The organism is Rhizobium rosettiformans (assembly GCF_016806065.1).
Lineage (GTDB): Bacteria > Pseudomonadota > Alphaproteobacteria > Rhizobiales > Rhizobiaceae > Allorhizobium.
In genome coordinates this window covers 599281-623349 of the sequence record NZ_CP032405.1, presented here as the reverse complement: position 1 = coordinate 623349, position 24069 = coordinate 599281, and the positions used below count along the sequence as shown (strand labels likewise).

The 24069-nt window shown below is 61.8% G+C and carries 24 protein-coding genes; 10 read left to right on the top strand and 14 right to left on the bottom strand.

Annotation, left to right across the window (positions count from 1 at the left end; translation table 11 throughout):
• Positions 1-6 precede the first annotated feature (6 nt).
• The 6 genes from D4A92_RS03080 to D4A92_RS03055 all read right to left on the bottom strand — a co-directional run bounded on the left by D4A92_RS03080 (position 7) and on the right by D4A92_RS03055 (position 5633).
• Complete coding sequence (locus D4A92_RS03080; RefSeq protein ID WP_203018035.1) at positions 7-870, bottom strand: branched-chain amino acid ABC transporter permease; 864 nt, start codon at positions 868-870, stop codon at positions 7-9.
• The gene (locus tag D4A92_RS03075) at positions 857-1576 is read right to left on the bottom strand and encodes an ABC transporter ATP-binding protein (protein ID WP_203018033.1); all 720 of its coding nucleotides are present in this window, start codon (positions 1574-1576) and stop codon (positions 857-859) included. Before D4A92_RS03075 ends, D4A92_RS03080 begins: the two co-directional genes overlap by 14 nt.
• A 3-nt stretch (positions 1577-1579) precedes the next feature.
• Positions 1580-2299, bottom strand: coding sequence for an ABC transporter ATP-binding protein (locus D4A92_RS03070; RefSeq protein ID WP_203018032.1), 720 nt, complete (start codon positions 2297-2299; stop codon positions 1580-1582).
• A gap of 67 nt (positions 2300-2366) precedes the next feature.
• Positions 2367-3647, bottom strand: coding sequence for an ABC transporter substrate-binding protein (locus D4A92_RS03065; RefSeq protein WP_203018031.1), 1281 nt, complete (start codon positions 3645-3647; stop codon positions 2367-2369).
• A 61-nt stretch (positions 3648-3708) separates the two neighbouring features.
• Positions 3709-4764 carry a maleylacetate reductase gene (locus D4A92_RS03060; RefSeq protein WP_203018030.1) on the bottom strand — a complete coding sequence of 352 codons (1056 nt, stop codon included), beginning with the start codon at positions 4762-4764 and terminating at the stop codon, positions 3709-3711.
• Positions 4761-5633: a dioxygenase gene (locus tag D4A92_RS03055; protein WP_203018029.1), complete on the bottom strand. Its 873-nt coding sequence runs from the start codon at positions 5631-5633 to the stop codon at positions 4761-4763. The genes D4A92_RS03060 and D4A92_RS03055 overlap by 4 nt, the downstream gene beginning before the upstream one ends.
• Positions 5634-5731: 98 nt before the next feature.
• On the opposite strand from D4A92_RS03055, the gene D4A92_RS03050 reads away from it, so the two are divergent.
• A complete protein-coding gene (locus D4A92_RS03050) occupies positions 5732-6682 on the top strand; it encodes a LysR family transcriptional regulator (protein ID WP_203018028.1) in 951 nt (316 codons plus the stop codon).
• 36 nt (positions 6683-6718) lie between these two features.
• Here the strand turns inward: D4A92_RS03050 and D4A92_RS03045 are convergent, their stop codons facing one another.
• The 3 genes from D4A92_RS03045 to D4A92_RS03035 are packed head-to-tail and all read right to left on the bottom strand — an operon-like array spanning position 6719 to position 9656.
• Positions 6719-7993, bottom strand: coding sequence for an ABC transporter substrate-binding protein (locus D4A92_RS03045; RefSeq protein WP_203018027.1), 1275 nt, complete (start codon positions 7991-7993; stop codon positions 6719-6721).
• 30 nt (positions 7994-8023) lie between these two features.
• A complete protein-coding gene (locus tag D4A92_RS03040) occupies positions 8024-8686 on the bottom strand; it encodes an alpha/beta hydrolase (RefSeq protein ID WP_203018025.1) in 663 nt (220 codons plus the stop codon).
• 13 nt (positions 8687-8699) lie between these two features.
• Complete coding sequence (locus D4A92_RS03035; RefSeq protein WP_203018023.1) at positions 8700-9656, bottom strand: VOC family protein; 957 nt, start codon at positions 9654-9656, stop codon at positions 8700-8702.
• 185 nt (positions 9657-9841) lie between these two features.
• Here D4A92_RS03035 and D4A92_RS03030 point away from each other — a divergent pair, with 185 nt between their 5' ends.
• The 3 genes from D4A92_RS03030 to D4A92_RS03020 all read left to right on the top strand — a co-directional run bounded on the left by D4A92_RS03030 (position 9842) and on the right by D4A92_RS03020 (position 13057).
• A complete protein-coding gene (locus tag D4A92_RS03030) occupies positions 9842-10819 on the top strand; it encodes a LysR family transcriptional regulator (RefSeq protein ID WP_203018022.1) in 978 nt (325 codons plus the stop codon).
• A gap of 112 nt (positions 10820-10931) precedes the next feature.
• The gene (locus D4A92_RS03025; protein ID WP_246754019.1) at positions 10932-12443 is read left to right on the top strand and encodes a dihydrolipoyl dehydrogenase family protein; all 1512 of its coding nucleotides are present in this window, start codon (positions 10932-10934) and stop codon (positions 12441-12443) included.
• Positions 12440-13057, top strand: a complete 618-nt coding sequence (locus D4A92_RS03020; RefSeq protein ID WP_203018021.1) for a CDP-alcohol phosphatidyltransferase family protein — start codon at positions 12440-12442, stop codon at positions 13055-13057. The genes D4A92_RS03025 and D4A92_RS03020 overlap by 4 nt, the downstream gene beginning before the upstream one ends.
• A gap of 17 nt (positions 13058-13074) precedes the next feature.
• Here D4A92_RS03020 and D4A92_RS03015 read toward each other — a convergent pair whose 3' ends face one another.
• Positions 13075-13686, bottom strand: coding sequence for an RNA polymerase sigma factor (locus D4A92_RS03015; RefSeq protein ID WP_203018020.1), 612 nt, complete (start codon positions 13684-13686; stop codon positions 13075-13077).
• A 154-nt stretch (positions 13687-13840) separates the two neighbouring features.
• On the opposite strand from D4A92_RS03015, the gene D4A92_RS03010 reads away from it, so the two are divergent.
• From D4A92_RS03010 to D4A92_RS02985, 6 genes are all read left to right on the top strand, one after another.
• The gene (locus D4A92_RS03010; protein ID WP_203018019.1) at positions 13841-14635 is read left to right on the top strand and encodes a TVP38/TMEM64 family protein; all 795 of its coding nucleotides are present in this window, start codon (positions 13841-13843) and stop codon (positions 14633-14635) included.
• Positions 14636-14670: 35 nt separating this feature from the next.
• On the top strand, positions 14671-14916 hold the full coding sequence (locus D4A92_RS25220; protein WP_203018018.1) for a zf-HC2 domain-containing protein: 246 nt from the start codon (positions 14671-14673) through the stop codon (positions 14914-14916).
• 86 nt (positions 14917-15002) lie between these two features.
• Positions 15003-16235: an ABC transporter substrate-binding protein gene (locus D4A92_RS03000; protein WP_425958560.1), complete on the top strand. Its 1233-nt coding sequence runs from the start codon at positions 15003-15005 to the stop codon at positions 16233-16235.
• A gap of 72 nt (positions 16236-16307) precedes the next feature.
• A complete protein-coding gene (locus D4A92_RS02995; RefSeq protein ID WP_246754018.1) occupies positions 16308-17963 on the top strand; it encodes an ABC transporter permease in 1656 nt (551 codons plus the stop codon).
• The gene (locus D4A92_RS02990; RefSeq protein WP_203018016.1) at positions 17963-18637 is read left to right on the top strand and encodes an ATP-binding cassette domain-containing protein; all 675 of its coding nucleotides are present in this window, start codon (positions 17963-17965) and stop codon (positions 18635-18637) included. Before D4A92_RS02995 ends, D4A92_RS02990 begins: the two co-directional genes overlap by 1 nt.
• Complete coding sequence (locus D4A92_RS02985; protein WP_203018015.1) at positions 18630-19742, top strand: FAD-dependent oxidoreductase; 1113 nt, start codon at positions 18630-18632, stop codon at positions 19740-19742. Before D4A92_RS02990 ends, D4A92_RS02985 begins: the two co-directional genes overlap by 8 nt.
• 105 nt (positions 19743-19847) lie before the next feature.
• Here D4A92_RS02985 and D4A92_RS02980 read toward each other — a convergent pair whose 3' ends face one another.
• The 4 genes from D4A92_RS02980 to D4A92_RS02965 all read right to left on the bottom strand — a co-directional run bounded on the left by D4A92_RS02980 (position 19848) and on the right by D4A92_RS02965 (position 24064).
• Positions 19848-21158, bottom strand: coding sequence for an extracellular solute-binding protein (locus D4A92_RS02980; RefSeq protein WP_203018013.1), 1311 nt, complete (start codon positions 21156-21158; stop codon positions 19848-19850).
• Between the two features lie 77 nt (positions 21159-21235).
• Positions 21236-22087 (bottom strand): carbohydrate ABC transporter permease, encoded by an 852-nt coding sequence (locus D4A92_RS02975; protein WP_203018011.1) that lies wholly within the window; start codon positions 22085-22087, stop codon positions 21236-21238.
• On the bottom strand, positions 22084-22965 hold the full coding sequence (locus D4A92_RS02970) for a carbohydrate ABC transporter permease (RefSeq protein ID WP_006724882.1): 882 nt from the start codon (positions 22963-22965) through the stop codon (positions 22084-22086). Before D4A92_RS02970 ends, D4A92_RS02975 begins: the two co-directional genes overlap by 4 nt.
• 1 nt (position 22966) lies before the next feature.
• Positions 22967-24064 (bottom strand): ABC transporter ATP-binding protein, encoded by a 1098-nt coding sequence (locus D4A92_RS02965; protein ID WP_203018009.1) that lies wholly within the window; start codon positions 24062-24064, stop codon positions 22967-22969.
• Positions 24065-24069: the final 5 nt, after the last annotated feature.

Here is a 24069-nt window from a genome sequence, read left to right as displayed (position 1 = left end):
GTCACCTCAATCGACAGCGCGCGGGAAGAGACCCCGCGGGCGGAACAGCAGGACCAGCAGGAAGGCGATATGGCCAGAGAGGATCTGCCATTCCGGGTTGATGGCGGCTCCGAGCGTTTGTGCGGCGCCCAGAATGATGCCGCCGGCGAGTGTGCCCCAGAGCGAGCCTAAGCCACCGATGATGACGGCTTCGAAGGCGTAGATCAGGCGGGCTGGTCCGGCGGTGGGATCGAAATTGGCGCGGGTGCCGAGATAAAGTGCGGCGATGGTGACGATCACCATGGCAAGGCCGGTTGCGATAGCGAAGATCTGGTTCGGACGGATGCCCATCAGGCCTGCCGTCACCACATCGTCGGAGGTTGCGCGGAAGGCGCGGCCGAGCGCAGTCTTGTAGATCAGCTGGTTCAGGCCGACGATCACGAGGATGGCTGAGGCGAAGGTCATGAGCGGCATCACGCCGGCATTGATGCCGCCGAGCGAGATCGAAGCCTGCTCCAGCGCACCTGCGGGGATGCGCTGGCTGTCGGCGGTGAAGGTTTCGAGAAGGCCGTTCTGGATGACGATCGACAGCCCGAAGGTGACGAGCAGCGGCGGCAGGATGTCCTTGCCGAGCGTCCGGTTCAGCAGGTGATATTGCAGAAGATAACCCACCCCGAACATCAGTGGGCCGGCGATCAGTGCCGCGAGGAAGGGGTTGAGCCCAAGCGTCGAGACGAGCAGCAGGATCAAAAAGGCCGCAAAAACGATCAGGTCGCCATGGGCGAGATTGACCAACCGCATGATGCCAAAGACGAGCGACAGGCCTGCCGCGAAGAGGGCATAGAGGCCGCCGAGCAGGATGCCCTGGAGGATGGTATCAAGCCAGTTCATGGGGTTCCGCTCCGAAATAGGCCGCGTGGATATCGGCGCGGTTGAGGTCTGCGGGTCGCCCTTCAAGGGTGACCCGACCTTCCATCATGCAATATACTCGGTCCGCGACCTTGAGCGCCTGGGCGATGTCCTGCTCGACGATGACGATGGCCGCACCCGTTTCGCGGATGCGCGGGAAGGCGGCGTAGATATCCTTGATGACGACAGGGGCGAGGCCGAGGCTGAGCTCGTCGCAGAGCAGCACTTCCGGATTGGACATCAGCGCCCTGCCAATCGCGACCATCTGCTGCTGCCCGCCGGAGAGAGCCGTCGAGGGATTTCGGCGCCGTTCTTTCAGGATCGGGAAGAGTTCGTAGACGGTTTCGAGTGACCAGGGACCGTTCACCTTGCGACCGTGGCGACCAACGAGAAGGTTCTCCTCCACCGTGAGCGAGGGAAAAAGCCGCCGCCCTTCCGGCACCAGCGCGATGCCGCGGGCCATGACATCGGGTGCGGCGAGCGCGCCGATCGGCTCGCCCCGATGCAGGATGGCTGTGGGTTCGTTGCGCAGCACGCCTGCTATCGAGCGCATCAGTGTCGATTTGCCGGCACCATTTGCACCGATGACCGCAATCGTCTCGCGGGGATTGAGGACGAGATCGACGCCGAACAGGGCCTGGAAGTCGCCGTAGAAGGCGGTGAGGTTCTTCGTTTCGATAAGGCTCATCTGTCAGACCTCCATGCCCAGATAGATTTCGCGCACTTCGCGCGAATTCATAATGGTCTGCGGATCGCCATGGCCGATCATGCGCCCGAAGTTGAGGACCAGGATCTTCTCGGCAACCGCGTTCAAGGCGTGCAGGACGTGCTCGATCCAGATGATTGTCATGCCGCGCTGGTGGACGCGCTTGATCGTCGCGACCAATTGCCGGCACTCGCCTTCGGTCAGGCCACCGGCGATCTCGTCGAGCAGCAACAGCTTCGGCTTCGTGGCCAATGCACGGGCGAGTTCCAACCGTTTGCGCTCGAGCAAAGTGAGGCTGCCGGCCGGTCGGTTCGCCTTGGTGATCAGGCCGGTCTCGACCAGGATCTCGGCACAGAACTCGGCGACCTCGGCCTCGCTGCTTTCACTGCCGAAGGCGCCGGCAACGAGCAGGTTCTCATAGACCGTCAGCCGCTCGAAAGGCTGCGGGATCTGGAAAGTGCGGCCCATGCCGGCAAAGCAGCGCTGCATGGGCGGGACATTCGTCACGTCGCGACCATCGAAATGAACAGTCCCTTTGGCGACGGATAGGTTGCCGGTGATCAGGTTGAACAGCGTCGACTTGCCGGCGCCGTTCGGTCCGATGACACCGAGCGCTTCGCCTGCTTCCACGGAAAAAGCGATGTCTTCGGCGACCACGAGGGCCCCAAAGGCTTTCGAGACACCATTCAGTTCCAGGATTGGCATGGACACTCCTCAGTCAAGCTGGCGGCGGCCCGATGATCGGGACGCCGCTGCCATGGGTTCACAGCGTTCAGCTGAGCGCTTCCATCTTGCCGCCGAGAGGAATGTTCGGTGCCTGGCCGTTTTCGACGACCACCAGATCGTAACCGCCGCCGGATTTCAGGCGCCACTGGCCACCGACGAGCGGGGTCTTGGCGACATTCTTCTGGGCGAAGGGCGGCAGGTTGGCGTTGTTCCAGGCGATGGGGCCGACCAGCGTGTCGAGCTTGGTTTCGCCGATGGCCTTGGCCACGGCATCGCCATCCGTCACGTCTTCCGCCCGCTTCATGACGTCGACGGCCAGTTCGAAGAGCGCATGGGCAAAGCCGATCGGCTGTGTCCACGGGCGGCCGGTTGCCGTGGTGAAGGCGGTTGCCACATCGGCCGCGGTCTCGCCTGTCAGCGACGACTTGAAGGGGTGGGATGGCGTCCACCAGACTTCGGTCGAGAGGTTATGGCCGGCATCTCCCAGGGCTTCTACGGTCTGCGGGAAGAGCAGCGCCTTGCCGATCGAGGCGATCTTTGGTTTGAGGCCCTGCTGCTTGGCCTGGTTCCAGAAGGTGGTGAGGTCAGGCGGGATCATCACGCCGGTGAGGATCTCGGTCTCGGCCTGCTTGAACGCGTTGATCTGGGCGGAGAAATCATCCGTCAGGTTCTGATAGCGACCAGTGTCGGTCAGGCCATAGCCGAGCTTTTCAAGCACCGGCGGGAAGCCGACGACCTTGTCGCCCCAGGCATTGCCGTCGCCGTCGTTCGGGAAGAGACCGGCCACTTTCTTGTTGGTCTCGATCTGGCTCCACATGCCGGTGAAGACGGCGATAATGTCCTCAAGCCCCCAGAAGAAGTGGTAGGCGTAGTTGAACGGCTGCCAGCTGGCTGGATCGCCGGGATTGCCCTGCTGTCCGATGAACCAGGGCTGCCAGGGCGCGACCGTCGACAGGCAGGGGATTTGTTCTACTTCGCAGGTGGTGGACACCGGATTGGTGGTTTCCGGCGTCGAGGAGACGAGCATCAGGTTGATTTCGTCGGCGACGATCAGTTCCTTGGCAACTTCGGCGGCGCGGTTCGGATTGGACTGGCTGTCTTTGACGATAACTTCGTAGTTCAGGCCCATCTTCTTCGTCGTGGCGAGGAAGCTGTCGATGACGAACTTGTCGGCTTCACCGAAGGCGGCAAGCGGGCCCGTCTGCGGGCTGACATAGCCGAGCTTCACGGCTGCTGACTGCGCAATCGCAGGTGCCGCAAGGCCCGATGTTGCCAGTACGGCGCCGCCGGCTGCGGTCGTCTGCAGGAATTTGCGTCTTGTGAACATGTTTCCTCCCATCATCGTCTCTCCTCCCAAAGAGTGCGCCAAGCGCGGGATGTCGTCTCGGTCAGTCGGGCCTGACGCCCTCCCAGGCCTGTTGCAGAAGTGTGCGGATCGACACCCGGTCGATCGGACGCGGGTTCCAGTAGGGGTTTTCGGTGGCGATATCGGCCGCGCGATCCAGATCGGCTTCGACAATCCCGAAATCCTTGAGCGACAACGGCGCGCCGATCGACTTGGCAAAGTCCCAGAGACCGCCGCCTATGGAGCCGCCGAAGAGTTCGGCGGCTGCCGCGAGTTCTTCCTTGGCAGCCTCGGCGTTGAATGCGGCCGTGTGCGGCAGCATGACCGCATGGGTTTCGGCATGCGGGGTATCGAAAGAGCCGCCCAGCGTGTGGCAGATCTTGTGGTGCAGCGCCATGCCGACTGTGCCGAGCACAGTGCCGCAAAGCCAGGCGCCGTAAAGCGCTTCCGCCCGCGCATCTGGGTCATCAGGGCTCTTCACAAGAACCGGAAGGCTATCCCTGAAAGCGCGCAATCCATCGAGTGCCATCAGCGTCGAAACCGGGTTGCGATCTTGCGCATAAAGTCCCTCGACTGCGTGAGCCATGGCATTCAGGCCACTCGTGACGCTCATGCCGACCGGCAGGCGAAGGGTGAGGTCCGGATCGTAGATGACCACTTCCGGCAGGATGCTCGCATTCCGCACTGTTGTCTTTCGACCGCCTTCGGTTTGCCCGAGGATCGGGGTGACTTCGGAGCCGGCATAAGTCGTGGGAATGACGACCTGCGGCAGATCGGTACGATAGGCGATTGCCTTGCCGAGACCGGTGGTGGAGCCGCCGCCAAGCGAGACGACACAGTCGGCTGCCTTATCTTTCACGACCTCCAGCGCTTTCTCTGTCACATCGACGGGCGTGTGCATGACGGCACCGGGGAAGACGCCGACGGACAGGGCACCCAGGCGGTCCGACAAGGCTTGGGCATCCGCCGTCTGATGCGGCGTCGACAACACCAGCGCGCGGGTGCAGCCCAGGGTCTCAACGGCGCTACGGACGTCTGCGATGCGGCCGGAACCGAAGAGAATGCGGGCCGGGTTGCCGGCATAGGTAAAGCTCTTCATTTGTTTCTCCCGGGACGCGCGCGGACCATGACGAATTTGACGTGGACGCGCGACGCAGGCTTGCCGTCGATCACAGTCTGCTCGAAGGGATGCACCAGCTCTGGCCGAACGCCGAACAGTGCGTCTTCACCGAGCCTCGGATCCTCTGCGTCGTAGATATGTGTGGTGATCGTCTTGAACCCGGGCGCGCGCACGACGAAATGCAGATGCGCGGGACGGTGCAGCGGATAGCCTGCCTGAGCAAACAGCCGCCCCACGGGCCCGTCACCGGGGACGCCGTAGCCGGCCGGCCGGACCGTACGGTAGTGGAATTTGCCGTCCTGGTCAGGGCGAAACAGACCCCGCAGATTGAATTCCGGCTGAAGATCCGGCTGCTGGTTTTCGTAGTAGCCTTCTGCGTTCGCCTGCCATGTGATGATTTCGGCCGTCGTGATCGGCAGGCCGTCGAGATCCTCGACCCGGCCCTCGACCAGCAGCGGTTCGCCTGCACCGTCGAGCGAGATGGAACTGCCAAGCGCCCGCTCGGGGGTGTCGGTCCGGAAGAACGGCCCGCGGATGGTGTTGGGCGTTGCGCCGGGCGGGCGGCGTGAATTGATCTCTTCGACAAGTGCAGAGGCGCCGACGAGATCGGAGAACAGAACCCATTCCTGGCGGCGTTCGTCCGAGGCATGGCCCACTTCGGTCAGGAAGTCGAGAACCTTGCGCCATTGCTCTGGTGTCGGGCGGAACTCCTTGACGAGATCGTGGACATGGCAGACCACGGCAGAGAGCAGGCGCGCGGTTGCGTCATCGGTCGTGCCGAAGCGGCTCGTGAAAGCCTCGGCAGAGGTCGCTTCATTGAAGGTGATGAGGTCTGCGGCCCGCGACATGCATCTCCTCCCAAATCCGCATTGCTGGTCGAAAGGAAACTAGCAGGGCTCGCATGCAAGATTGATGATTTGTTTGGGAGCCAATATAACAATCCGTTATGAAGTTCGACGAGCGACACCTCATCCAGCTGGCTGCCGTGGTCAAAACCGGCGGTGTCACCGAAGGCGCAGCCCTGCTGGGGCTGGCGCAGCCGGCTGTGTCGCGCACTTTGTCGATGCTGGAAAAGAGAATTGGCGAGCCGCTCTTCATCAAGGGTAGGCGCCCAATGCAGCCGACGCCACTCGGGATTGCGCTCGCCGAACATGGTCTTGCCATGCTGGCTGCCTCGCGCAAGGCCTCAGACCTGATGGAAAGCTTCCGGGTCGGCAAAAGCGGGGTCGTCCGGGTCGGCGGCAGTCCCTTCTTCATGGACTCGTTGATCGCCGGAATGTGCGCCGAATTCCAGGCGACGCATCCGGATGTGCGGATCGACCAGTCCTATGGCTACTTCCCGGATTTGCGTGCTGCTCTGAAGGCCGACCAGATCGATCTGGCGATCTGCCCGATCGACATTCTCGACGAGGGCTCGGGACTTGCCTTCCAGCAGATCCTACCCGGTCGCAATGTCATTGCATGCCGCGTAACCCATCCGCTTCTGTTGAAGCGCCGCGTGCAGCCGTCCCATCTTCTCGACTATTCCTGGGTGGCGCCGCCGCCGGGCAGTCCGCTTTTAGCCGACCTCAGAGCACTGCTCCTCTCCTTCGGGGCGACGGAAATCCGCATCCGCTATTCCGGCGGGTCGCTGGCGAGTGTCGTAAACTATCTGAAGGGTGCCGATGCGCTGACCGTGATGCCGCATAGCGTGGTCTTTGCACAGCGCAAGGAAAAGACGATCACGGCGCTGCCGATCAATATTCCGCATCCGGAGCGTGCGCTGGCCATCCTCAGGCGGGTCGATGCGCCGCGGTCTCCGGCGGTCGAGCAGTTTTCATCCTTCGTGCGGTCGAGCTTCGAAAACCTGCGCCACCTGATCAAGCGTCATGAAGAGGCGGTCGTCTGGGGAAGCTGACGGGCCCGCTCGAGCGGGCCCGCCAAGGTGGCGTACTCAGGCCAGCGCTTCCATATTGCCGGCGGTCGGAATGTTCGGTGCCGTCTTGTTGTCGACGATGACGAGGTCGAAGGTGCCATCGTCCTTGCGCCGCCACTGACCGCTGACCAGCGGCGTTTTTGTGACGTTCTTCGCCGCAAAGGGCGGCACACCCTTGCCGTTCCACTCGACGCGACCGACGATGGTGTCGACCTTGGAGGAGGCGATTGCCGCTGCCACGGCTTCGGCATCCGTCACGTCGTCGACGCGACCCATGACATTGGTTGCCATCTCGAACAGCGAGTGGATGAAACCGATCGGCTGTGTCCAGGGACGGCCGGTCTTGGCGGTGAAGTCGGCGGCGAGTTCGCCCGCACTCTGGCCCGTCACGGACGACTTGAACGGATGCTGCGCCGACCACCAGACCTCCGAGGAGAGGTTGTGGCCTGCGGCCCCCAGCGTCTCGACCGATTGCGGGAAGAGGATCGCCTTGGCGACGGTAACGGCCTTCGGATTGAAGCCCTGTTGCTTGGCCTGGTTCCAGAAGGTGGTGAAGTCAGGCGGGATGACAACGCCGGTGATGATGGCGCACTGGCCGTCCTTGAATGCATTGACCTGGGCGGTGAAGTCGTCGGTCAGGTTCTGGTAGCGGCCCGGGTCCAGCAACTCGAAGCCCGCCTGGGCGAGGCCCGGCTTCAGGCCGACATTCGGATCGCCCCAGGCATTGCCGTCTGCATCATTGGGGAAGAGGCCGCCAACCTTCTTGTTGGTATCAAGCTGGCTCCACATGTTGGTGAAGACGGCGATGACGTCTTCCAGGCCCCAGAAGTAATGGTAAGCGAAGTCGAACGGCTTCCAGCTCTCAGGATCACCTGGATTGCCCTGCTGGCCGATGAACCAGGGCTGCCAGGGCGCCTTGGTGGAAATACAGGGTATGCCCTCGGCCTCGCAGGTTGTCGCCACCGGATTGGTGTTCTCAGGGGTCGAGGCGACCAGCATCAGATTGATTTCGTCGGAGAGGATGAGTTCCTTCGCCACATCCGCTGCCCGGTTCGGGTTGGACTGGCTGTCCTTGACGATGATCTCGAAGTTCTTGCCTGCCTCGGTCGCGAGGAAAGAGGCGATGTTATAGGCGTCGCTCTCGCCGAAGCTTGCCAGCGGTCCCGTCTGCGGGCTCACATAGCCGAGCTTGATCTTGGCTCCCTGAGCGATCGCGGGTGCGGCAAGGCCGCCAAGCCCATAGGCGAGACCGGTCGCGGCACCCGCCTTCAGCAGTTTTCTGCGCGTAATCATGCTGTCCTCCTCCCAGTTGTTTGTTTGAAACTAGGCCGCGACGCGGCGAAATGGTCTGCTTCCCTCCGCAAGATCCCGAAGCATGGCTTCGAGCGCTTTCACCTCCATGTCAGAGGCCTGGTGTGTCCGCCCCGGAAATAGTTCGCAGCGAAGTCTCGCCCGCGCCCTCCCAAGCGCTTCGGAGGCTTCCGCAAAAGCCGAGACCGGGATCCAGGGATCCTGATCTGAGCCGGTGAGATAGACCGGCATGCCGTCAAGATCGCGGGTCGGACGATCGTCAAGGGGCTGGCCGACCCGGCAGCCGGTGAGATTGACCATCGCGCCGTTCCACGGCCCGAAGGCCATCGCATATTCAAGCGACAGACAGGCGCCTTGGCTGAAGCCACCGATGAGGAGGGGCTTTTCCGCGCCGCCCGCCTGTCGCAGGGCCCCCGCCAGCCCGCTGATATAGTCGAGTGATGCCGTCAATTCTTTGCGTGTCGGGTCCGTCAGTGCGTCCGTGGCGCGCGCTGCATACCAGGAGTTGCCGGTTGCTCGTGGAAGGCAATAGGCGACGCCCGGAACGACTAGCCGGCCGACAACCTGCTCGATCATGTCCTCGGGCGATTGGGTTCGCCCGTGGATGAACACGCAAAGAACATCGGCTTCCGCCGGTGCGACACCTGCGGACAGCGGTTCGCCATGAATGGCCATGATCGCCTCCGGATCAGAAGTTTGCGGGTTCGAGGCCGGCGATCAGTTCCTCGCGGCGATCCTCGAACCAGGGCGGGAAGACCAATGTCGAGCCAATCGCATCGGCTGGCTCATCCAGCGCCCATCCACCTTCTACCGACCACGCGATCTCGAAGAGCGCGCCGCCCGGCGAGCGGACGTAGCAGGACTTGAAGTAGTTGCGGTCCTTCTGGTCGGAGACGTCAGTGAAGCCGAGGCCTTCGATATGCGCCTTGAGTTTCAGCTGGTTCTCTTCGTTGACAGTGTTGAGGGCAAGGTGATGGATGGTGCCACCCGACAGGGTCCAGGTGCCCTGAGGTCCGCTCGGCTGGTGCAGCACCTCGACCATGCTCGACGGTCCACCGTTGTTTGGGACGGAGAACATCAGGCCCTCGTCGCTGTCTGCTTCCTTCTTCATGCCCATGCCAATCGTCAGGAAGTCGTCCATCGAGGTGCGGTCGAAGACAGCGATCGCGGCGCCATAAATGCCGCGGATGCCGTGTGCCTCACCAATGCCCTGGGCTTCGTTGGTGATCGGCGGGCGGGTGTCGGCCGGGCTTTCAACCAGTTCGTGGTCGATGCCGCAGGGATGGGCGAGTGCGACGCGGGTGATGCCGAAGCGGCTGATCTTGGTGGCGGGGATCCCGCGCTCGTTCAGCCTGTCGACCCAGAAATCGGCTGAGCCGACGGGAATCGCCAACTGGATGATCTTCGACTGGTTGGTGCCGCGCTTGCCATAGATGCCGGGCTTCTTGAAGGGGAAGGTGGTGACGATGGTCGAGGGATCGCCGCTCTTGGCGCCGTAGTAGAGATGGTAGACCGGGATCGTGCCATCGAAGAGCACTGTGCGCTTGATGGAATGCAGGCCCAATGTCTTCGTATAGAAATCGTAGTCCTCTTGCGCACCGTCGGTGCTCAGCGTGAGGTGATGATAACCCGAGATGAACGACATGCTTCTTCTCCTCCAGAAATGCAAATGCACGGATCGCGCCGATCCCGACACACGGGCCCTCCAGCGGCTGACCATGCCGCACCCGTTCTCTTCGTGTCGGAGCGGATCTGCTCCAATTGTCGGACTATAGAGGGCGCAAGGCCGTCTGTTGATAAAATTGCTTATGACCGATATAGCAGATTGCTATGAAGATCGATGAGCGCCACCTCGTCCAGCTTGCTGCCGTCGCCGAAACCGGTGGTGTCACGGAAGGCGCTGCCATGCTTGGCATGACCCAGCCGGCCGTCTCGCGAACCTTGTCCATGCTGGAGCGCAGGGTGGGCGAGCCACTCTTCACGCCCGGCAAGCGGCCGCTGCAACTCACGCCGCTCGGCCAGCAACTGGCCATCCAGGGCCGTTCCATCCTGGCCGCATCGCGCAAGGCGGTCGAGATCGTCAGAAGCTTTCAGTCAGGCACGGCAGGCCGGATCAAGGTGGGTGGGGTTCCCTTCTTCATGGATGCCGTCATCTCGCAGATGATCGCGACCTTCCAGCTTCGCGAACGCGATATTCTCGTCGAGCAGTCCTACGGCAACCTGCCGGATCTGCTGACCGAGCTCGATTCCAGTCAGATCGATATGGCGATCACGCCGATCGGAAGCGCGGACCTGAAGAGCGATTTCGAGTTCCAGTCTATCCTGCCGGGGCGCAATGTGCTGACCTGTGCGGTAGGGCACCCGCTGCTGAGGAAGCGGCGGCTCAGCATCGAAGATATCATGACCTATCCCTGGGTGGCGCCGCTGCCGGGCTCTCCCTTGGTGCTGGATCTGCACAACATTCTGATCACGCTCGGGATCAGCGAGCTACAGGTCCGCTATTCCGGTGGATCGCTTCTGTCCGTCGTCAACTACATCGCCTCGACCGACGCGCTGGCGATCCTGCCGCATTCGGTGGTCTTTTCCTTCAAGGGTGAGAACAAGATCTCCATCGTGCCCGTCGATATCCCGCAGCCGGAGCGCACGCTGGGCATCATTACCAAGCGCAAGACCTATCCGAACCCGGCCTGTCGCAAGTTTCAGGATCATATTGTCCGGGAATTCACCGACCTGAAGAAGGTGATCGAGCGTCACGAGAGATCGATCGTCTGGGGTGAGGGGCCATTCCTGCCCGAACGTGATCGCTGAGCCATTCCCGAGCCTATCCTCGGTATCTAAGAAAAAATGTTCTGAAGACTGTAACGAAACGCAGTTTGCGCCGTCTAATCCGTGAAACCCCATTGTGCGTACGGGACTGTTGATGAGCAGTATGAAACAAATGCCAGGCGCCGCAGATGCGCAGTGGACAAAGCCCAAGCGCTTCGATCGCAACCTTGTCGTCATCGGTGCGGGGTCTGCCGGGCTCGTCTCGGCCTATATCGCCGCCGCCGCCAAGGCGAAGGTGACGCTCGTTGAAGCCAACAAGATGGGTGGCGATTGCCTGAACTTCGGCTGTGTTCCGTCCAAGGCTCTGATCAAGAGTGCCAAGGTGGCGCATCAAATGCGCCATGCGGATCGGTACGGCCTCGAAGCAGTCGAGCCCAAGGTTCCCTTCTCGGCCGTGATGGAACGGGTTCACAAGGTCATTGCCGAGATCGAGCCGCATGACAGCGTCGAGCGCTATACGGGTCTCGGCGTGGAGGTGTTGCAGGGCTATGCGAAGCTGGTCGATCCCTGGACGGTGGAGATTGCGCTGAGTGGCGGCGGCACGCAGCGGCTGACAACGCGGGCGATCGTAATCGCGACCGGGGCGCAACCCTTCGTGCCTCCGATCCCGGGACTTGCCGATGTGGGCTACCTCACATCCGACACGCTTTGGGAACGTCTGCGGGACCGGCCGGAGGTGCCGCGTCGTCTCGTCGTTCTCGGCGGCGGGCCGATCGGCTGCGAGCTCGCGCAGAGTTTTGCCCGGCTAGGCTCGCAGGTCGCTCAGATCGAGATGGCACCGCGTGTTATGATGCGCGAGGATCCGGACGCGGCCGGCTTTGTCGAGGCGTCGCTGAAGGCCGATGGTGTGCAGGTACTGACTGGGCACAAGGCCGTGGCCTGCGGCACGGATGGCGACGACAAATGGATTGAGGTGGAGCATGACGGCGGCCGGGACCGTATTGTCTTTGACGAAATCATCGTCGCCGTGGGGCGTGCGCCGCGCCTGAAGGGCTTCGGGCTCGAGGAACTCGGTATCAAGGTCGATCGTGTCGTAGAGACCAACGAATATCTTCAGACGCTCTACCCGAACATCTTGGCTGCGGGTGACGTGGCCGGCCCCTATCAGTTCACCCATGTCGCGGGGCATCAGGCCTGGTTCGCGGCGATCAACGCACTCTTCGGTGATCTCAAGCGCTTCAAGGCCGACTACTCGGTCATCCCCTGGGCGACCTTTACGGACCCGGAAGTGGCGCGCGTCGGTCTCTCTGAAACGGAAGCCAAGGAGAATAATATCCCCTACGAGGTGACGCGCTTCGGCATCGATGATCTCGATCGGGCGATTGCCGACAGCTCGGCACATGGCTTCGTCAAGGTGCTGACCGTGCCGGGCAAGGACAAGATCCTCGGCGTCACAATCGTCGGCGAACATGCGGGCGATCTGCTCGCGGAATTCGTCTTCGCCATGAAGCATGGCCATGGGCTCGGAAAGATCCTTGGCACGATCCACATCTATCCGACGCTGGCCGAAGCAAACAAGATGGTGGCCGGCCAGTGGCGGCGGGCGCATATCAATGGTTTTCTGCTCTCGCTGCTTGAGCGCTTCCAGACCTGGAGACGCGGATGATCGATGCAAAGATCCTGCCCCTGCAAAAGGCGGCGCTCCAGCCAATAGCCGAGTTTCTTGCCAGTCGTGGTGTGCGGGCGGATCAGATCAGCGTTGTCGGTTTTATCGCCGGGCTTGGAGCCTTCGTGGCGCTCTGCTTTGGATACTGGCTAGCAGCACTTCTGTTGATCCTCGCCAATCGCGGCTTTGACGGCCTCGACGGCGCGGTCGCCCGTATCCAAGGACCGACGGATCGCGGTGCCTATCTCGATATCGCATTCGACATGGTCTTCTACGCCTTGATCCCACTCGGCTTTGCGATCGCCTCGCCTGAGGTGAACGCTCTGCCGGCAGCTATACTCATCGTTTCCTTCGTCGGCACGGGATCGTCCTTCCTTGCCTTTTCGGCGGTCGCCGCAAAGCTTGGCCGCAAGGCACCAGAATTTCCGACCAAGGGCATCTATTATGCCGGCGGTCTGGCGGAAGGTTTCGAGACGATCGCTGTCTTCGTTGCCATGTGCCTTTTCCCCGAGAGCTTCGCCGTGATTGCCTACGGTTTTGCCGCGCTTTGTGCGTTGACCACTGTCATTCGCTGGCGTCAGGGATGGGTCGCCTTTTCGGAGGAATCACGGTGAAGGCTCGACACGCCGTTTCAGCCGGCCGCGTTCAAACGGTCAAGTGCGTTGCGCACCGCGAGCCGAGCGCGATGCAGAAGTACACGCATGTTGCCTTCGCTGATGTTGAGCAATGCGCAGACCTCGCTGGGGGCGAGTTCCTGCTGGCCGCGAAGAATGAGCACCGCTCGTTGCGCCGTTGGCAGCGTGTCAATTGCCTCCTCGACGTGCTGCAGGACGCTTCGACCCTCGATGTGACGCTCCGGGGTCAGGTTCTCCCAGAGTTCCGGGATCTGGCGCCAGTGGCCGCGGCCGTCAAACGCGTCTGCCAGGCTGTCGCCACTGGGGTGATCGTCAAAGAAGACGGTGCGTCCTTCGCGGCGAGCACGGCTGCGCGCCTTATTGATGAGGATGGTGTAGATCCAGCTGGCAAGCGAGCTGCGTCCCTCGAAAAGATCGATACGACCAAGCACGGCGATCCAGGTATCCTGAACGACCTCCTCGGCCAGGTGCCGGTGCTGGACGATGCCGGTACAGAAACGGATAAGCGCGGCATTGTGGCGCCGATAAAGAATGTCGAAAGCCGCAGCATCGCCATCCACCAGGCGCAGAACCAGAGCCTGATCATCATCCCCTTCGACCTGCGTCACGCCGCCCCTCACATCAACCCGGCGGCCATTAGCGAAACAATCATCTATAAAGTCCAGCCGCATTCGCCCCCATCAAGTCATAGTGACCATGCCGTGTCTGTCGTCGCGAGCGGTGCGGTCTTACAGCGCGTCGACTGCTTTTCGGGAGTTGTCCATGACTGAACGCAACGCGTCTCGCCCCGGCCATCTTTCGCCGGATGCGAACGAGACCGCCTCACCAGTCGCGCCCCGCAGAAGCAAAATCTGGCGGTTTACGCCGGTGATCATCGTCCTTGCTGGCCTCGCTCTCGGCTATGCCTTTGGCCTGCAGGACTATCTCAGTCTGGCGTTTCTCGCTGAACAGAGGCAGGCTCTGAGGGCCTATGTCGACGCCAATTTTCTCTGGTCGGCAATGCTGTTCCTCGGGATCTACATCGCCGCCGTCGCCTTCTCATTCCCGGCCGCTTCGGTGTTGACCATCTTCGGCGGCTTTCTGTTCGGCTGGATGATCGGCGGCGCACTCGTGGCTGTCGGTGCCACGATCGGGGCCTCGATCCTCTTCCTTGCGACGCGATCGGCGTTTGGCAGTTTCCTTCGCCACCGCGTCGACGGTGTCGTCAAGAAGCTTGCCGACGGCTTCCGCGAGAACGCTTTCGGCTACCTCTTCGTCATCCGTCTAGCGCCAGTCTTTCCTTTCTTCGTGGTGAACATTGCCGCGGCTCTGTTCGACATCAGCCTTGGCCGTTTTTTCGCGGCGACGTTTTTTGGCATCCTGCCCGGCACCTTTGCCTATGCTTATCTCGGGCAGGGTGTCGACAGCGTGCTTGTGGCCGCACAGGAGAGCGGCCAGGAAGCAAAGATCTCGGATCTCGTCACCCCGGAAATCACGCTCGCCTTTTTCGCGCTGGCACTTGTCGCGCTGATCCCGACCGTGGTGCGGCAGATCCGTAAGCGGAGTGCTTCGCGATGAACCGTGAAATCAAACTGTCGGTGGAGGTTTGAGCCTTGTTTCGATGCAGCGAAGTCGCCGAACGCGCGAGCGCTCTGATTGATGGCGAACTGGGCTTGTGGCCACGATGGAACATTCGGCTGCATCTGGCGATGTGCCGGGGATGCCGAGCTTTCGTCGGGCAGATGCGGATAACCCGCGATCTTGCCGCACTGGCTGGGGCAGCACAGGATCCGCTGCCGAGTGCCGAGATCGAGGCTGCGCTGGCCAGACGACGGATCCAGTCTGGAAGACCATCATGAGATCCGTCGGACATCGCGAGCGTAGTTTCAGAAAACAGAGCCAATGTGCTCCAATGCCACACGGTCAATTTCAGGGAGAAGGGTAGATCATGCGATCAATGACAGGTATTTTCGCCGCAGGCTTCATCGCGGCCGCCAGCGGTTTGCCAGCACTTGCGTCCGGCCCGGATCTTTCCGACTGGGCTGCCATCGAGAAGAGCGCTTCCGGCCAGACGGTTTATTTCAATGCTTGGGGCGGGTCGGAAGACATCAACGGCTATCTCGAATGGGTCGGCGCTGAGATGCAGTCACGCTATGGCGTGACCGTCGTTCAGGTGAAGCTTGATGACACCGCGAGTGCCGTCGCCAAGGTGATTGCCGAAAAAGCCGCCGGCAAGGACTCGGGCGGCTCGGTCGATCTCATCTGGATCAACGGCGAGAACTTCGTGTCGATGAAGCAGCAGGAGCTGCTTCTGACACCGGGCTGGGCGACGTCCTTGCCGAACTGGCGTTATGTTGATGTCGAGAATCAGCCGACAATCCTCACCGATTTTACCGAGCCGACCGAGGGCTTGGAAAGCCCCTGGGGCGGCGCGAAGATGGTCTTCTTCCATGACAGCGCCCGGACCGAGGCCTCGAGCCTGCCTGACAATGCGGCGCAGCTGCTCGACTGGGCAAAGAAGAACCCCGGGCGCTTCTCCTATCCGGCCCCGCCTGACTTCATCGGGTCATCCTTCCTCAAGCAGGTGCTGAGTGAAGTGATCGACGATCCGGGCAAGCTTGCAGCGCCGGTGAACGAGGCAAGCTTCGAGAGTGATGTCGAGCCGCTGTTTGCCTATCTCGACCAGCTTCATGATGTTGCATGGCGGTCGGGCAAGGCCTTTCCGCAAAACTATCCGGACATGAAGCAGAAGCTTGCCGATGGCGAACTCGACATCATCTTCGCCTTCAATCCGTCGGAAGCTTCGGCCGGCATCAAGGCGGGGGAGCTTCCCGACACGGTGCGATCCTTCACCTTCTCTCGTGGCACGCTCGGCAATACTCATTTCGTCGCAATTCCTTACAATGCCAATGCCAAGGAAGGGGCGCTGCTGACGGCGAATTTCCTGATTTCACCGGAGGCGCAGCTGCGCAAGCAGGATCCGACCTACTGGGGTGACCCGACCGTCCTTTCGATGGCGAAGCTCCCGGACGCCGATCGTTCTGCCTTTGCCGCACTCGATCTCGGCGTTGCGACGCTTTCGCCGGACAAACTCGGGCCGGTCATCGCCGAGCCGCATGCCAGCTGGATGGAGCGGATCGAAGTCGAGTGGCGTCGGCGCTATGCCAGCGGCAATTGAGCCGTGCAGGGAAGTCTGAAGGCTCGCAGTTTTGTCGATCGCTTGACCGCGCTTCTTCCCAGAGGCGCGGTCTTGCTGACGCTCGGCCTGTTGCTTTTGCCAATCGCCTTCGGCCTTTTCGGAACGCTCCTGCCAGCCTTGGGCTACCTGCCGGCGCTCGGCGGTGTGGCACTCAGCCTTGATCCTTTCAGAGCCCTCTTTGCAACGCCGGGGCTTGTTCCGGCCGCCGTTCTCAGTCTGGTTACTGGACTTGTCGCCACTATCCTCTCACTCGGTATAACACTGTTATTTGTAGCGGGTTTCGCCGGGACACCCGTTCTTGCGCGCATCCAGCACATCATCTCACCGCTTCTTGCGGTGCCGCATGCTGCCGCTGCCTTCGGGCTCGCCTTCCTCATCGCGCCCTCCGGCTTTCTCATTCGGCTCGTGGCGCCGCTTTTCGGAATGGAGCGCCCGCCCGACATTCTCATTCCGCATGATCCCTGGGGGCTGGCCATGATCGCCGGCCTCGTGATCAAGGAAACGCCCTTCCTGTTCCTTGTGACCTTGGCGGCTCTGCCGCAGGTCGACCTTACTGCTGCCCGCAGGCTCGCAGCCTCTTTCGGCTATGGGCGGATTGCGGGCTTTGTCTATCTGCTCTGGCCAGCGCTCTACCGGCAAATTCGTTTCGCTGTTTATGCCGTCATTGCCTACTCGTCCTCGGTCGTGGATGTCGCCGTGATCCTTGGTCCCAATCTGCCTGGCACGCTTGCCACGCGCCTCGTCCAGTGGATGAACGACCCTGACCTTTCCGTGCGGTTTCTCGCGTCGGCCGGTGCCGTCTTGCAGCTCGGCGTCACCCTAACTGCACTGCTTGCGTGGTTCTGTCTGGAACGGATCGGCGCCATGCTGCTGAGATCGTTCGGCGATCACGGCTATCGTTTCGTGCATGACCTGACGGTCCGCAGGCTCGCGATGATCGCAGTCACCATCATAGGCGCAAGCGTGTTCGCGGGTCTTTTCCTCCTCGGGCTCTGGTCGCTCGCCGGCCTCTGGCAGTTTCCAGATCTTCTGCCGCGCGATTTCACCCTGCGCAGCTGGATGACCACTCTTCCGCGTATCGGCGATCCTCTCGTGACGACGCTGATCGCGGGGCTCGCCTCGACACTGATCGCGGTGGTGCTGACGGTCGGCTGCCTCGAGCGCGAAATCCAGACGGGGCGACGGGGCGGTGACAGGAGCCTGCTACTTCTCTATCTGCCGCTCATCGTGCCCCAGATCGCCTTCGTTTTCGGTCTTCAGCTGCTCTTTGTCGGTAGCGGCAGTGATCAACGCCTCACCGCTCTCATCCTGGTGCATCTTGCGTTCGTTCTGCCTTACGTATTCCTGTCACTTGCCGATCCGTGGCGGGCGCTCGATCGCCGCTATGAAATCATCGCTACCGCGCTCGGCCGCTCACGCCTCTCTGTGCTCCTGTCGATCCGCCTGCCGATGCTGATCCGCCCTATTCTGACCGCTCTTGCTGTCGGCTTCGCAGTCTCGGTCGGGCAGTATCTGCCGACGCTGCTGATCGGGGAGGGACGGCTGACGACCATCACCACGGAAGCTGTCGCACTCGCCTCCGGAAACAATCGCCGCGTCATCGGAGTTTATGCCCTGTTGCAGACCATTCTTCCCTTCCTCGCCTTCGCGCTCGCCGCATTCTTGCCGGCTGTTCTTCATCGCAATCGTCGTGAGATGAGGGTCTGATGGTGCTGCCAAGACAGGTCGACACAGGTCTTTGCCTCTCCAAGATCGAGATCCGCCTTGAAGACAATCTTCTGATTGCGCTCGATGCAGAGGTGCCTTCCGGCTCGGTCTTCACGGTGATGGGCCCTTCGGGCTCGGGGAAATCGACACTGCTTTCCTTCATCGGCGGTTTTCTCGAGCCTGCCTTTCATGCGGAGGGTGGCGTCTCCATTGGTGGTGTTGATCTCCTGGCTCTCGCGCCGGAGCAGCGACGGGCTGGCATTCTCTTCCAGGATCCGTTGCTCTTTCCACATATGTCCGTCGGCGCCAATGTTGCCTTCGCCATTCCGGGAGCAATTTCGGACCGGAAGCTCAGATGGCGGATGGCGGCTGATATCCTCCGCGAGATGGAGCTCTCAGGCTTTGAGGATCGCGATCCGGCGACGCTTTCGGGTGGTCAGAAGGCGCGCGTGGCGCTCGCCCGTGTCCTCGTCTCGCAGCCTCGCCTGCTGTTGCTCGACGAGCCCTTCTCGAAACTCGACATGGCGCTTCGCAACCAGATGCGCGCACTCGTCTTTGACCGCGCTCGCAGCGCCGGTCTGCCGGTCATTCTTGTCACGCATGACGAGGCCGATGCGGAGGCGGCGGGCGGGCCGGTGCATAGGCTTGGAGATCAGGAGAACGACCATGGATGAAGACGCCGGCATCCACGCGGCTATCCTGCTGCTCGGTGGTGGCCACGCGCATGTTGAAGTGATCCGGCGGCTGGGCCAATCGGGTCTCGGTACCAGAATGACGCTTGTCTCCCCCGGCCGGTATGCGCCCTATTCCGGCATGCTCCCGGGCTACATTGCCGGCGTCTACAGCTTTGACGACTTTCATATCGATCTGGCCGCATTGTGCTTGCACTTCGGTGTGACCTTTCTTGAAACATCTGCCACGCACATCGATCCCGATGAACGGATCGTGCGTCTCGCAGAGGGCGGCTCTGTTGGCTACCGCTACCTTTCCGTCGACATTGGATCCACGCCGTCGCTGCCGCTGGGTATATCAGCCGGCATTTCCGTCAAACCGATTTCAAGCTTCACCGATCGCCTCGGACGACTCGACGCTCTCATCGCTGCGGGCGAGCGCGTGAGGCTCGCAGTGGTGGGGCAGGGGGTGGCGGGGGTCGAGATCGCTTTCGCCCTGAAGCAGAGATTTGCCGGCCGGGATGTGCAGATCGCGCTGATCGGACGGTCTGCGGGGCTGGTGCCGGAGCGCAGCGTTCGAGCACGGCGCCTGCTGGAGAAGGAATTGGCAGCGATGGGGATCGCCCATCATCCGATTTTCGACGTGGTTGATTTCCGAGAGGGTGAGCTCGTCGCGCGGGATGGCCGGAGGCTTGTCGCCGACGAGGTCATCTGGACGACCTCGAGCGGTTCCCAAGAGTTTCTTCGAGAGACCGGGCTTCTGCTCGATGCCGGAGGCTTCATTCGGGTCGATGAAAACCTTCGCTCCCTGTCGCATCCGGATATCTTCGCCGCCGGCGACGTGGCATCTCTGGCTGACCCACGTCCCAAGGCGGGTGTCTTCGCGGTCCGTCAAGGCCCCGTCCTTGCGGACAACATCCATCGAAGTCTGAAGGGGGAGGCGCTTCAAGCCTATCGCCCGCAGCGGTTCTGGTTGGTGCTGATATCGCTGCCGAACGGCCGGGCGATTGCCGATAAGTGGGAGCTTGCCCTTGTGGGGCGCTGGGTTGCCCGCTGGAAGGACCGGATCGACCGAGGTTTCATGCAGCGCTACAAACGGGACATGTGATCACGCACTTCATCCCCTGGAGATGGACTGTTTTGGTCGCAAAAAGGCCCCGCACACCGGAGTGCGCGAGGCAGGCCAGGGAGGCCTTGGGGAGTTGGGCAGGGATCAGAGGTCGCCGAGCAGTTCGTTTACGCGGCTTTCTGCCGAAGCGAGCGCTTCGTCGACCGAATTGTCGCCATTCACGGCAGCACCGATTTCCTCACCGATGATGTCCTGGATCGGGAACTGGCGCTGGACTTCGGCCGGCAGCGAGCGGCCGGTGTCGGCGATCTTCGCGATGTTTTCGCGATGCGGCAGGGACTTGAACTCGTCCATATCGAAGACTGCCTTGGAAGCCGGCAGGTGGCCGGTGCGGGCCCACTGGAAGTCGTTGTCAGACAGGAACTTGAAGAGCTTGCCGATCGCATCCACCTGCTCTGGTGTGCGGTCCTTTTTCGGCATCACCCAGCTGTGGCCGTCTGCATAGGTGCTGTCCTGTGCCGGGAAGAGCTGCGGAACGGGATAGACCGTGTAGCCATTCGAGAGCGCCGTGCCTTCCTTTTCGGACTGGGCAACATAATCGCCGATCAGCCAGGTGCCGTTAACGGCAATCCCGCCCGCCCCGTTGGCGAAGCCGGAGACGGCGGCTGCATAGTCGAGGCCGGTGGTTGAGATGCCTTCATCCTTGGTCGCCTTCATCAGCTCGACGGCGGCCTTGGCTTCCGGTGTGTTCAGCTTGATGGCAGTCGGATCGGAGAAGAAGTCGGAGTTCTGCTGCTGCAGCAGGGTGTAGAGAATGCGGGCATAGGACGCCGTCTCGTTGGCCATGATCTGGATGAGATAGGGCTTGCCGGTTTTCTCGGTGAACTGCTTGCCCTGCGAGATCAGTTCTTCCGCCGATGTCGGCAGCATCGGGGTGCCGTCTGCATTGACGAGGCCTGCTTCCTTCATCAGGTTCAGGTTGACGTGGAAGAGCATGGTCCAGTTGTCGAAGGGCAGCCCGAACAGCTGGCCGTCCTTGGTGACGCCGTTGCGGCCGGCATCGGTGAAGTTCTCCGGCGACACGCCCTGAGCGGCCAGCACTTCGTCGATCGGCTCGATGAGGCCGCGGCTCTGGTAGTCGGAGATTGCCGAGTAATGCATGGAGACGACGTCGGGTGCTGCACCGGACGCGAGCTGTGCGTTCAGCTGGTCGTAGCCCGGCCATTCGACCGTCGTGACGTTGACGTCGATATCCGGATTGTCGGCTTCGAACTTGTTGACGAGCGCTGTGATGATGCCGCATTCGCCGACAGCGGCCGATACGTCGGTTACGTTGCCGTATTCCGCCTCGCAGGCGCCGAAGAAGCGTTGCAGCTCAATCTTTGTCTGTGCCTGCGCGGAGGCGCCGTAGCCCAGCGCGGCGATCGCAACGGTGGTCATCAGAAACTGTTTCATCGTGTCTCACTCCCTTGTGTCGGGCTCTTGGCCCTGTTGGACTAAAGCCGGCCGGCTCCTCTCCGACCGGGTAGGCTTCACTTCACCGCACCGCCGGAAACGGCCGTCACGATGTGTTTCTGGAAGATGATGTAGACGATCAGCGCCGGGACGCTGGCGAAGACTGCCTGGGCCGCGAGAAAGCCCAAGCCCTCGCTCTGGGCAAAATTGGATTGCGACGAAGCAAGCCCGACCGTCAGGGTGTACATTTCCTTCTTGGTCGCGGAGATCAGGGGCCACCAATAGTCGTTCCAGCCGCCGAGGAAGGTGAAGATGCCGAGCGTTGCCTGTGCAGGCAGGGTCTGCGGCAGCATGACCTTCCAGAAGATCCGCCATTGCGAGGCATTGTCGAGCAAGGCCGCCTCGTCGATCTCCTTGGGGATCGCCCGGAAGAACTGCGTCATCAGGAAGACACCGAAGGCGCCGGACAGGCCCGGCAGCATCAGGCCGAGATAGGTGTTGTGCAGGCCGAACCAGTTGAACATCTGATGGCGGGCGATGATGACCGCTTGTTCGGGTACAGCGAGACCGAAAAGGACGATGATGAACAGCGTCCGGCGGAAGGGGAATTCCAGCCGCGCAAATCCGTAGCCGGCAAGCGATGACAGCACCAGAACCAGCAGGGTCTGACCGCTGGCCACGACAAGGCTGTTGAAGAACCAGCCGAAGACCTGGGATGAATGCCAGATGTTCAGGTAGTTGGCGATCGTGTAGGGCGCACGGAAAACCGAGTCCGTGCCGACCATCAGTTCCTGGTTGCTCTTGATCGAGAGGCCGATCAGCCAGGCCACCGGCGCCATCATGACGACCGAGAGGAGGGCTGCGCCCCAAAGCAACGGCCGGTAGGTAGTCAGCACTTCCGGCTTGTAGGTGTCGTCTCGGGCGGTCATGCGCCGTCCTCCGTCTTGCGCGAGGACACGATGTATTGCGCCATCGCGGCCACGAGGATGATCAGGAAGAGGTATTGCGACGCTGCCGCCGCACGACCGACATCCCAGCGGACGAAGCCGACCTCGTAGATGTACATGACCAGCGGACGCGAGGATCCGTTCGGGCCGCCATTCGTCATCAGCTGCGCCTGTCCGAAAAGCTGGAACTGGAAGACGATCTGGATGATTGTGACCAGCATGATGGTGCGTGCTATCGACGGCAGGGTGATCCGTGTCAGGACCCGCCAGGGTCCGGCATTGTCGAGGGCAGCTGCTTCATAGAGATCCTTCGGGACCTGCTGCAGTGCTGCCAGAAAAAGCATCATCGGCAGGCCGACGCACCACCAGACGGTCGCGACACCGACGGCGAACAGCGACCAGCCCCTGGTCGAGATGAAGTTGATCTGGTCGATGCCCGCCTCCGTGAAGAGTACGGACAGCAAGCCATCTCCGGGGATGAAGACGAAGCGCCAGATCAGGGTCACGATCGTGACCGATAGCACCGAGGAGGAGAAGAAGAGGCCTCGGAAGAAACTGGTGGTGCGCGTCGTCCTGTTGAGCGCGAGCGCCAGAAATAGGCCGAGCGCCACGAGTGTCGGCACGCTGACCAGCACGAAGACGATGGTATTGCGCAGGGCCTGCAGGAAAACGGCGTCGCCGGCGACCCGGAAGTAATTGGTCAGGCCGACGAAGCGACCCGGACCGAAGAGGTCCACCTTGTGCAGGCTGAGCCACATGCCCCAGAAAAGGGGAAACACGAGAAGGGCGAGGAAGACCAGCAGATAAGGCAGGATGAAGAGCCCATGGCTCCACTGGCTGCGGCGATAGCTTTCGGCCATGTCACTCCCCCTCCCGGCGATAAGCGCCGCCGTCGGCGCCGAAGAGGTGGAAGGCATTCGGATCGGCCGAGACCATCACCCGGTCTCCGGCCTTGATCAGGGAGCGGCCATCTGCTTCCACGACAAGCTTGCTGCCGTCGTCGAGCACGCCATAGACGAGGGTTCGATCGCCAAGACGCTCGACCACCTCGGCCGTCAGCGGTTCACCGGCGGTCCCGTCGGTCACCACGCGGATATCCTCGGCACGGATGCCGAGCGTTGCGCCCTCTGAACTGGTGCCAAGGGGCATGTGGAAGCCTGTTTCCACCGTTCCAAGGCCTGCCGTGCTCACGGCAAGGCCCGTCGCGCTCTTCTGCCAGGCGGTAACGGGCAGGAAGTTCATGGCCGGAGAGCCGATGAAACTTGCGACGAACTTGCTTGCCGGACGCTGATAGACATCCATCGGCGTGCCGATCTGCTCGATCTTGCGCGCATTCATGATGACGATCCGGTCGGCAAGCGTCATTGCTTCAACCTGGTCGTGGGTCACGAAGATCATCGTCGAGCCCAGGCGGTGGTGCAGTTGCGCAAGCTCGAGACGTGTGCGGCCACGCAAGGCAGCGTCGAGGTTCGACAATGGCTCGTCGAACAGGAAGGCCTTGGGTTCCTTGACGATGGCGCGGCCGATGGCGACGCGCTGGCGTTGGCCACCTGAGAGCTTCTGCGGCTTTCGGTCGAGCAGGTGGCCGATTTCGAGCGTCTCGGCGGCGGCGAGCACGCGGCTTTCGATCTCGCCCTTGGACATGCCGATGTTCTCGAGCCCGAAGGACATGTTCTGCTTCACGGTCATATGCGGGTAGAGCGCATAAGACTGGAAGACCATGGCGACCCCGCGTTTGCCTGGCGGCAGGGTGTCGACGCGCTGGCCAGCCACCGAGATGGTGCCGCCTGTGACGTCTTCCAGGCCCGCGATCATGCGGAGCAGGGTCGACTTGCCGCAACCCGAAGGGCCCAGGAAGACCACGAATTCACCGGCCTCGATGGACAGCGAAATGTCCTCAAGCACGGTCAGTGCGCCGTAGCGCTTGGTGACGTTGTCAATTTCAATCGAAGCCGACATGGTTT

Coding starts and splice junctions, on each gene's coding strand:
- D4A92_RS02965 (WP_203018009.1), bottom strand. CDS start 24,064: ATGTCGGCTTCGATTGAAATTGACAACGTCACCAAGCGCTACGGCGCA.
- D4A92_RS02970 (WP_006724882.1), bottom strand. CDS start 22,965: ATGGCCGAAAGCTATCGCCGCAGCCAGTGGAGCCATGGGCTCTTCATC.
- D4A92_RS03060 (WP_203018030.1), bottom strand. CDS start 4,764: ATGAAGAGCTTTACCTATGCCGGCAACCCGGCCCGCATTCTCTTCGGT.
- D4A92_RS03040 (WP_203018025.1), bottom strand. CDS start 8,686: ATGGCCATTCATGGCGAACCGCTGTCCGCAGGTGTCGCACCGGCGGAA.
- D4A92_RS03080 (WP_203018035.1), bottom strand. CDS start 870: ATGAACTGGCTTGATACCATCCTCCAGGGCATCCTGCTCGGCGGCCTC.
- D4A92_RS03065 (WP_203018031.1), bottom strand. CDS start 3,647: ATGTTCACAAGACGCAAATTCCTGCAGACGACCGCAGCCGGCGGCGCC.
- D4A92_RS03055 (WP_203018029.1), bottom strand. CDS start 5,633: ATGTCGCGGGCCGCAGACCTCATCACCTTCAATGAAGCGACCTCTGCC.
- D4A92_RS03075 (WP_203018033.1), bottom strand. CDS start 1,576: ATGAGCCTTATCGAAACGAAGAACCTCACCGCCTTCTACGGCGACTTC.
- D4A92_RS03050 (WP_203018028.1), top strand. CDS start 5,732: ATGAAGTTCGACGAGCGACACCTCATCCAGCTGGCTGCCGTGGTCAAA.
- D4A92_RS03010 (WP_203018019.1), top strand. CDS start 13,841: ATGACTGAACGCAACGCGTCTCGCCCCGGCCATCTTTCGCCGGATGCG.
- D4A92_RS03035 (WP_203018023.1), bottom strand. CDS start 9,656: ATGTCGTTCATCTCGGGTTATCATCACCTCACGCTGAGCACCGACGGT.
- D4A92_RS02990 (WP_203018016.1), top strand. CDS start 17,963: ATGGTGCTGCCAAGACAGGTCGACACAGGTCTTTGCCTCTCCAAGATC.
- D4A92_RS03030 (WP_203018022.1), top strand. CDS start 9,842: ATGAAGATCGATGAGCGCCACCTCGTCCAGCTTGCTGCCGTCGCCGAA.
- D4A92_RS03025 (WP_246754019.1), top strand. CDS start 10,932: ATGAGCAGTATGAAACAAATGCCAGGCGCCGCAGATGCGCAGTGGACA.
- D4A92_RS02985 (WP_203018015.1), top strand. CDS start 18,630: ATGGATGAAGACGCCGGCATCCACGCGGCTATCCTGCTGCTCGGTGGT.
- D4A92_RS03020 (WP_203018021.1), top strand. CDS start 12,440: ATGATCGATGCAAAGATCCTGCCCCTGCAAAAGGCGGCGCTCCAGCCA.
- D4A92_RS03045 (WP_203018027.1), bottom strand. CDS start 7,993: ATGATTACGCGCAGAAAACTGCTGAAGGCGGGTGCCGCGACCGGTCTC.
- D4A92_RS02980 (WP_203018013.1), bottom strand. CDS start 21,158: ATGAAACAGTTTCTGATGACCACCGTTGCGATCGCCGCGCTGGGCTAC.
- D4A92_RS03070 (WP_203018032.1), bottom strand. CDS start 2,299: ATGCCAATCCTGGAACTGAATGGTGTCTCGAAAGCCTTTGGGGCCCTC.
- D4A92_RS02975 (WP_203018011.1), bottom strand. CDS start 22,087: ATGACCGCCCGAGACGACACCTACAAGCCGGAAGTGCTGACTACCTAC.